The organism is Flavobacterium sp. T50_26 (assembly GCF_057652995.1).
This window is the reverse complement of record NZ_JBYFCC010000105.1, coordinates 1-230: the sequence shown is the minus strand read 5'-3', so window position 1 is coordinate 230 and position 230 is coordinate 1. Positions and strand designations below refer to the sequence as shown.

Annotated in this window: 1 pseudogene; it reads right to left on the bottom strand. The window is 29.1% G+C overall.

Annotation, left to right across the window (positions count from 1 at the left end):
* Positions 1–104 (bottom strand): annotated as a pseudogene (locus AC23MC_RS16575) (GLPGLI family protein); the annotation flags it as partial.
* Positions 105–230: the final 126 nt, after the last annotated feature.

Here is a 230-nt window from a genome sequence, read left to right as displayed (position 1 = left end):
TTATCATCCTTTTTTTCTTCCTCTTTTTTTCTTCTGAAATTTCTAAAATCATATTGACTAACAGGTCTTACTGCAGTGGCTTTAAAACACAAATAATTGCCAATTTGTTTGGTTTCTCATTCTAGTTTCCAATCTAAATTAGGTAGCGTATCTTTTACTAAAAACTCCTTACCAAAAACCTCTTTAACAACTGTAAACACTTTTTCTTTCACATATTTATAATGTGTTCC